6 protein-coding genes are annotated in these 7065 nt (G+C 51.0%); 4 read left to right on the top strand and 2 right to left on the bottom strand.

What is annotated here, in order from left to right; genetic code table 11:
* Nucleotides 1-217: 217 nt before the first annotated feature.
* Both D6783_02665 and D6783_02660 read right to left on the bottom strand, forming a co-directional pair.
* A complete protein-coding gene (locus D6783_02665; GenBank protein RME53202.1) occupies nucleotides 218-919 on the bottom strand; it encodes a hypothetical protein in 702 nt (233 codons plus the stop codon).
* 21 nt (nucleotides 920-940) lie between these two features.
* On the bottom strand, nucleotides 941-1294 hold the full coding sequence (locus tag D6783_02660) for a hypothetical protein (GenBank protein ID RME53201.1): 354 nt from the start codon (nucleotides 1292-1294) through the stop codon (nucleotides 941-943).
* Nucleotides 1295-1566: 272 nt separating this feature from the next.
* Here D6783_02660 and D6783_02655 point away from each other — a divergent pair, with 272 nt between their 5' ends.
* The 4 genes from D6783_02655 to D6783_02640 form a co-directional block, all read left to right on the top strand.
* Nucleotides 1567-2799 (top strand): cation:proton antiporter, encoded by a 1233-nt coding sequence (locus D6783_02655; protein ID RME53200.1) that lies wholly within the window; start codon nucleotides 1567-1569, stop codon nucleotides 2797-2799.
* A gap of 53 nt (nucleotides 2800-2852) precedes the next feature.
* Nucleotides 2853-3545 (top strand): hypothetical protein, encoded by a 693-nt coding sequence (locus D6783_02650; GenBank protein RME53199.1) that lies wholly within the window; start codon nucleotides 2853-2855, stop codon nucleotides 3543-3545.
* An 83-nt stretch (nucleotides 3546-3628) separates the two neighbouring features.
* The gene (locus D6783_02645) at nucleotides 3629-6571 is read left to right on the top strand and encodes a hypothetical protein (protein ID RME53198.1); all 2943 of its coding nucleotides are present in this window, start codon (nucleotides 3629-3631) and stop codon (nucleotides 6569-6571) included.
* Nucleotides 6572-6615: 44 nt separating this feature from the next.
* On the top strand, nucleotides 6616-7065 hold a 450-nt coding region (locus D6783_02640; protein RME53197.1), incomplete at its 3' end, for a hypothetical protein.

Raw genomic sequence — 7065 nt, 5'->3', positions numbered from 1 at the left:
GTGTTCGTCTTTCGCTCTGCGAGGACTTTGGTAAAGTTGAATCCGACCACGGAAGCCATGGGGTATCACCTGTTTTTTTGGTTTTTTGCTAATTTTTTTTGCTAAGCTTTTTTTTTGTAAAATGCTTGGAGAGAAGAATCCCTGCTTTGTTTATAAGGGTTGCGCTTAGTAGCGTTTGGGAGTGTTCGGGTGGTGGTTGATGCGTTTTACGGTTGGTTTATGTTGGGAGGAGTTTTTGGGCGAGACGGGTGGTGTGCTCGTAGAGGATGGTGAAGAGAAAGCTGGTGATTACTGCTGCGAAGATGGCATAACCATCGATGGGGCCGAAAATCAGGGGTTTTGTTTTGAAGATGTGCTCTACGACGTATTGGAAAAAGAGTTTGAGCAGGCCGAAGACGATGATGATGTTAATGGCGGTCGCGGTGAGGATGAGTGGCTTGTACACGAGCTTGTGGTGGAGCTTGTCGTAGGTTTGGTAGGTTGCGCTGGCTTTCTTGTCCTGCACCCTGACGGAGTCGATGAACATGGACCTGACAGGGCTGGCGGGGACGGTCTCGAAGAGGGTTTTTTTGAGGGCTTGTGCAAAGGTTTCTGCTTCGCGTTTTGAGATGAAGTGTGCGTTGAGGTGGAGGGGGGCTTCGACCATGATTTCAATAAAGCCTGTTTTGTTGATGAGGTAGCGCTCGAGGTGTTTGCCATAGCGGCGCTCGTCACCGATGTAGTGGATGGGCGTGTGGTAGTAGCGCTTGAGCGTGGAGAAGAAGCGGTCAAGTTCTGCTTGAAGCTTTGCTTCTTCTTCTTTTGTTGGTTCGTCCGTGTTTTGCCTGACTCGCTTGACAAAGGGGAGGAGCTCGTTGACGTCGATGAGGGAGACGACGTGGTAGTTTGTAGTCATTGGTTCCTGCTCCGGGTCTTGCACCTGCTAGTGTGCTCGCTGGCTTTAGTTGTCAACGAGGGCTTCGAGAATGTCTTCGATGGACGTTTCTTCTTTTTTCGCTTCCCTTGCATAGGGGATGACAGTAACGATGAGGATGATAATGCCTGCGAGGACGAGAAGGTTGACAAGTACTTCTGGGAGGATGTCCGCGTTTGAGAACTTGATGAAGAAGGCGAGGGTGAATGCGCCGACGTAGACGAACACCCCTTTTTCGAGGATGAGGCGCGCTTTTTCTCGCTTGAGACGGGCTTGCTCGAGCTTGAGTTGGATGAACTGCTTTTCGACTTCACTGAGGTGGCGTTGTGGAATCCTGCTGAGGACGTCTAGTTTTTTCCCGTTCAAGTCGTTCTCTTTCATGGCAATGCCATGCTCAGTTGTCAGCGTTTATATAGTTTTTGCTTGCCGTTGACCAAGATGCGTGCCGATTTTCCTTGGAAGTTCTCAGTGCTTATTCAGTGGCGACTTCTCGGGCGTGCGTTTCTTTTGGGCTTGTGGGAACGTACGCAAGTCTGCCACGGCTCGTCAGGAGCAGTTCTTGCGTACAACGCACACCATCAAGAACGTGCAGCAATCAACAACGTTTGGTGAAAGCGCAATCAATAAATACTTGTGAAGCAGCGTTTTTGAGTATGGAAGTCGTCACGATTGTTCTTGTTTGCTTGACCGCATCGTACGTGCTTTCTGAGGCGCTTCGCTCGATCAAGCTGCCGAGGGTGCTCGGGCCCGTTTTGGTGGGGTTCATTCTCGGGTTGCCCGCTTTGGAAGGCGTTTTTTTAGGGGCTGGAAGCGGGCGGGAGGTGTTGGAGGCGTTTTCTCAGCTCGGCTTGATTTTCCTCATGTTTTACTCGGGGCTTAATCTCAACCTCGGCTCGCTGCGGGATGAGAGGAAGAACGCGTTGAGCATTATTTCGCTGAGTTTTGGCCTTCCTTTCTTGATTGGGTTCTTGGTGCTCTGGCTAGTGTTTGGCTTCCCGTTCTTGCTTTCTGTTCTCGTCGGGGCGCTCTTGTCCATCTCCGCGGAGGCGGTGTCGGTTGATGTGCTTCGAGAGCTTGATGTCCTGGAGGGGCGTATTGGCCAGCTCGTCTTGGCAGTGGGAACGATGGATGACGTGGTGGAGGTTACCGTGCTTAGTGTCGTTGTGGCTCTCGTTGCAGGAGCGGTTGAGTCATTCACCATAGCGTTTTTGCATCTCATCATTCTGGTGGGGATCGTTTACGTAAGCAGGTATTTGGTGGTGCCTCTTGTTCTTCGCTTGGTGGGAAGCCGGTCGCGCAAGAGCGAGCTCTTAGTGGCTTCCTTGATTATGGTGCTCTTCATGAGCGTCGCGGCCGACGTGGTGTTCAAGAACCTCGCAGGCGGCCTTCGCGGCGTTGGCATGGTTGTTGGTGCGTTGATTGCCGGAGTCGTGGTTCGTTACACGCTCATTGAGGATGAGGAGGAGGAAGAGCGAGAGGAGATTACGGACTTGATTGAGGTGGTCACGTTCGGCTTCTTTTCACCTTTTTTCTTCATTAAGGTTGGGATGGAGACGGACATTTCGCTTTTCTTTTCTAGCCCCGGCTTAGGATTGGCGCTTTTCTTCATTGTGATGTTGTTCCAGCCCCTCGGCGCCGCTGTTGGCAACGTCCTGGCAGGGCATGGATTTTGGGAGGGGCTTAGTATTGGCTTTGGCCTTTCAACGAAGGGAGGGGTTGAATTGATTGCCGCCTCGCTCTTGCTCAGCGCGGGGGTTATTTCCGAGGAGTTCTTCACTGCCATCATCATGATGGCGTTCTTTGCTACACTCATCAGTCCTGTCTTGTTCAAGTCATTGTCTGCAAGGGTTATTGGTGGCAGTGTTGAAGGTGCACCGGAGGAGTAATACCAAAAGTTTATAAACTGCTTTGTGATAAGCGTCTTCGTTGAGTGGGCGATATGGAAGAAAAAAAAATTCCTACCGGGATTCCTGGCTTTGACAAGCTCATTGGCGGAGGCTTTACACCGGAGAGTGTGAATTTGCTCTCTGCCGGTCCGGGGTGTGGAAAGACCATTTTCTGCTTGCAGTTTTTGTGGAATGGCCTGACCAAGTACAACGAGCCCGGCCTCTTTATCAGCTTTGAGGAGAACTTGGTGGATTTGAAGCGGGATGCGCTCATGTTCGGGTGGGATTTCGAAAAGTACATCGAGCAGGGAATGTGCAACTTCATCTATTATCATCCTTACGAGGTGCGCGATATTCATAACGAGCTTGAGCGCCAGATCAGGTCGGTGAATGCCAAGCGCGTCGTGATTGACAGCACGTCCGTGTACGGCATGACGATGGAAACGGAGTTCGAGGTGAGGAAGGGCTTGTTTGATTTGAGCAGGGTGCTCAAGGAGATGCACTGCGTCTCTTTGCTCACGTCAGAGATTGTTGAGCGGGGAGATAATAGCGGGTATCGGTATTCACGCTTTGGCGTGGAGGATTTCTTGGCCGACTCGATTATTTTGATTCAGTTTGAGAGTTTGGGCGGCGAGTTTTCTCGTTCCTTGATTGTTCGCAAGATGCGGCGCACGAAGAATGATGAGGACGTGCACCCGATGGAGATTTCTGAGCACGGCATTGTTGTGCACGACCTTGAAGAGTGAGCGTTGTTTTTTGTGGGCGGCTGCTCGCTAAGGGTTCTTAGCCAAAAAGTTTATAAAATGCTTTGTCGGTAGAGCTTGCTAGTATGCGCCCTGTTTTGTGGTTTGTCGTTGTCCTCTTTGTTGCAGCGTCAGTGCTCGCAATCGATCCCGAAGCGTACGACTTCATCGTAGTTGGTTCGAATGCGTCGGTGTCGGACGCGCTTGCCGCTGCGAAGCTCGCGGTGGAGACTAAACCAGTCGCGGTTGATCGCGGGGAAGAGGGCGTTGCGTACAGTTCTGACTTCTTCATTGACGGTTTTTTGCTGCGAAGAGAAAGCGATATGTTGGAAGGGTCTGAGTACTTAGCAGATGCGGTGAGTGTCGTGACGGGGGAGGACACGCCGCTGCTCGAAGACGGCAGAGTGGTGACGCGCGAGGGCTCGTTTCGGTACCGGCAGTACTGGTACCCGTCGGCAAACGCGAGCAGCACCTTCCTCGTGGCTGACGACCGCCCTGACGATCCTGAGGAGATCCCTGACGTGTACCTTGTTTTTCCGAAGGGTGGCGAGGGGTTTCGCTATGTGCTTGAATTTCTCGAGCCGCTTGAGTTGACTGCTGGCGGGGCGAGTGATGATTACGGGTTTGATTCCCTTGAAGGCGAGGTGTTGATCCTCATGAAACAGCCGTTCTTGGTGACTGAAGCCGCGCACCCGGGAAAAGATCACGTGAAGCTCTCCCTCATCGGGGGGGATGCGACCCTCTTGCTCAAGGAAGGCGAGACGAAGACGGTGACGCTCGACGATGAGTCTGTTGAGGTGAGCGTGGTCTTCATTGATGAGAACGAGAAGGCGCTGATTGCTGTGAACGGCGAGACGGAAACGATGGAGAAAGGCGACGTGGCTGACGTTGGAGGGGTGAGTGTGGGGGTGCTCTCCATCCTGGTGAACAACCGGGAAGGCCTCGTCGAGCTCGCACTGGGCGCGTCGCGCTACACGTTGGAAGACACTAACATTTCTTCGGAGAGTGATTCACTTGCGGTGAAGGAGGATGGCGAGTCTCTTGACGGCACTGCTGTTTCCCTCGTTGGGCGCGACGAGGGCAGAACGGAAGGCGCGCTAACGTATCTTGAGCGCATTGAGGTTTCTTGGACGCCTCGCCATACGTACTACGTCGCCCAGGACACGCAACTCTCGAGCTTGCTCGAGGAGGACTCGCTCTTTCCTGGCTCGTGGGACTTGTGGTTTTTAGGGTTTAGGACGAAGGACAGCAAAACGGAGGCGTATTTGGAGCCGAAAGGAGATGACGAGTACGTCCTCACGTTTGAAAACCGCCTCGGCGAGGAGTTGCACGTTCCGCTCTTTTACGACAACGCAGGGAGCTTTTCGCGTTTTGGAAGCGAGGACGACGCGCTCATTGTGGACGAGGGCGAAGCGATCACGCCTGATGCGTACTTCCTTGTCACGTCCGACGGTTCGGAAGGCAGGTTCTCTTCAAACGGGTACACCCACCTGCTCCGCTACGACTCGCTTGAAGCTGATGATAAGTACCTCGTTTTCATTAATGAAGGCAGCGGAGAGGAGGTGCACGTGCCGTTCACGAGCAATGAAACCTCGCTGACCCTCGCGGGATTCTCGTACGACGTGCTCATCAATGACACGGCAAGCCCTTCAAGCGCGATCTGGATTGATTTGGACAACGACGGCAGCATCGAGAGCGGCGACACGCCCGTTCTTGTCACGAAGATCGGCTCAACTCTTGAGTTGGACACGACAACGCACAACCGCTTCACGTACACGACCAAGGATTTGGAGGAGGGCGTCGCTGCGAGTACGTGGGCGTCCTATGGCTCGCGCGACTCGGTTGACTCGTTCCGCGTGAACGTGACCGACGTTTCGGGAGAAATTGACGTGGACGACGTTCAGCGATGCATCGGCGCCAACTACGAGCAGATAAAAAGCTACCTCATCGCGTACTACACCCTCCTGAACGGGTCGATTCTGGGCCCGATCATTGGCACGGCGGCGGCGAATCAAGTGATGGACGGGTGTTTTCAAACCTTCTCTAACCCGCCTTACGAAGCGTTTTTCGACGTGGGGGATTCGGAGAGACGGCAGGCGGCTGACCAGTTCGGCACGGTAGTGGAATGGGTTGACGAGACAGGCGGTCCTGACAGCGTCTTCATTGCAGGTGTCGAGGAGGAAGTGGAAAGTTTGGTTTACTTGACTGATAGAGATGTTACGCTAGAACCGTGGGTGCAACACGTTAACAAAACGACTATCAACAAGGATAAAATCATTCTGGACAAAGACTACACAGGCGGAAGGGCGATCATCGTCGGCGGGCCTTGTGTCAACGCTCTTGCAAGGGAACTCCTCCCTAACAAGGACTGTTCGTACGGGTTCGAGGAGAACGAAGGAATTATTGTTCATAATTCTTTATTGACACTCCTTGCAGGAAGAACAGAGGAGGAGACAAGAAAACTCATTGACTTCGGTCTCTCGAGTAGTCTCTTGAAAAGTGCTGAGAACGTTGTGGTAAACTTGGTGTCAAATGAGATTTCTCCTGTCAATCTTGAGCGCTTTATTTCCGGAGAGGAAGACAAAGAGAACCTCCATCTTAAAGAGCCGGAAGAAAAGAATGTTGAATGCCCACTGCCCACGTCTGTTGAGAAGCCGTACTACTCAATTATTTCAAAGTTCGGATTTGAACAGGAGTATCATACAAGCATTTCAGTTTCAACGAAGGGAAGAAAAGGAATTCTTGTTATGGCTGAAGATAAGCCTTTTAAAGCTGCGTTCGGAGTTGACTGGACTACTATTAAGCTTCATTTGCTTAATAATTCTTGTAATGGCAATGAGATTGCAACATTCTTCTTCAAAGAAGAGGATGGCATGCAAGTTTTCAAAGAAGAATTTGAGCTGCCGCATGAAGGGTGCTATTGTTTGAAATTTGGTAACGAAGATCTTGTGATTGACGAAGCAGAGATTCGCTTAAAGGGGGAAGAATACTTTACATTGGAGTTTTCAAGTAAGAGTGGCTCAGAATGAGGAAACAAAAAAGTTTTTAAACTTCTTCGTACATAAGAACCACAATGAAGCGCGTTCCCTTTGGCATTAGAAAGTTAGACTTGACTTTAGAAGGAGGTCTTCCAGAAAACACCGTTACACTCATCAGCGGAGCCCCTGGCACGGGAAAGTCATTGTTAGCCCTCTCGTTTCTCTATTACGGCATTACGAGCTTCAAAGAGGAAGGCATGTTTATTAGTTTTGAGCAGAGGAAGGAGGAAATTGTCTTGCAAGGTGAAAGAATCGGCTTCTCGCTCCTGCCAAAATTGGTCAATAGTGGCAAGATTTTAATCAACACTCACAGTATTAATTCTATTAGTAAGAACACTGTTGACAAAATCATTAGTAGTATTAAGAAATCAAATGTTCAGAGAGTCGTCATTGATTCCCTTTCTTCCATTTCCATCAATACTCCTATTTATGAATTTGCAAGAGATGCGCTCTGGAGAGAATTGAGAGGCAACGCACAACTCATT

Source organism: Candidatus Woesearchaeota archaeon (assembly GCA_003694805.1).
Taxonomy (GTDB): domain Archaea; phylum Nanobdellota; class Nanobdellia; order Woesearchaeales; family J110; genus J110.
Note: the sequence above shows the minus strand (reverse complement) of the source record. Positions and strands in the feature narration are given on the sequence as shown.

Bases quoted from the DNA above. Each gene is read 5' to 3' on its own strand.
- D6783_02660 (RME53201.1), bottom strand. From the start codon at position 1,294: ATGAAAGAGAACGACTTGAACGGGAAAAAACTAGACGTCCTCAGCAGG.
- D6783_02655 (RME53200.1), top strand. From the start codon at position 1,567: ATGGAAGTCGTCACGATTGTTCTTGTTTGCTTGACCGCATCGTACGTG.
- D6783_02650 (RME53199.1), top strand. From the start codon at position 2,853: ATGGAAGAAAAAAAAATTCCTACCGGGATTCCTGGCTTTGACAAGCTC.
- D6783_02645 (RME53198.1), top strand. From the start codon at position 3,629: ATGCGCCCTGTTTTGTGGTTTGTCGTTGTCCTCTTTGTTGCAGCGTCA.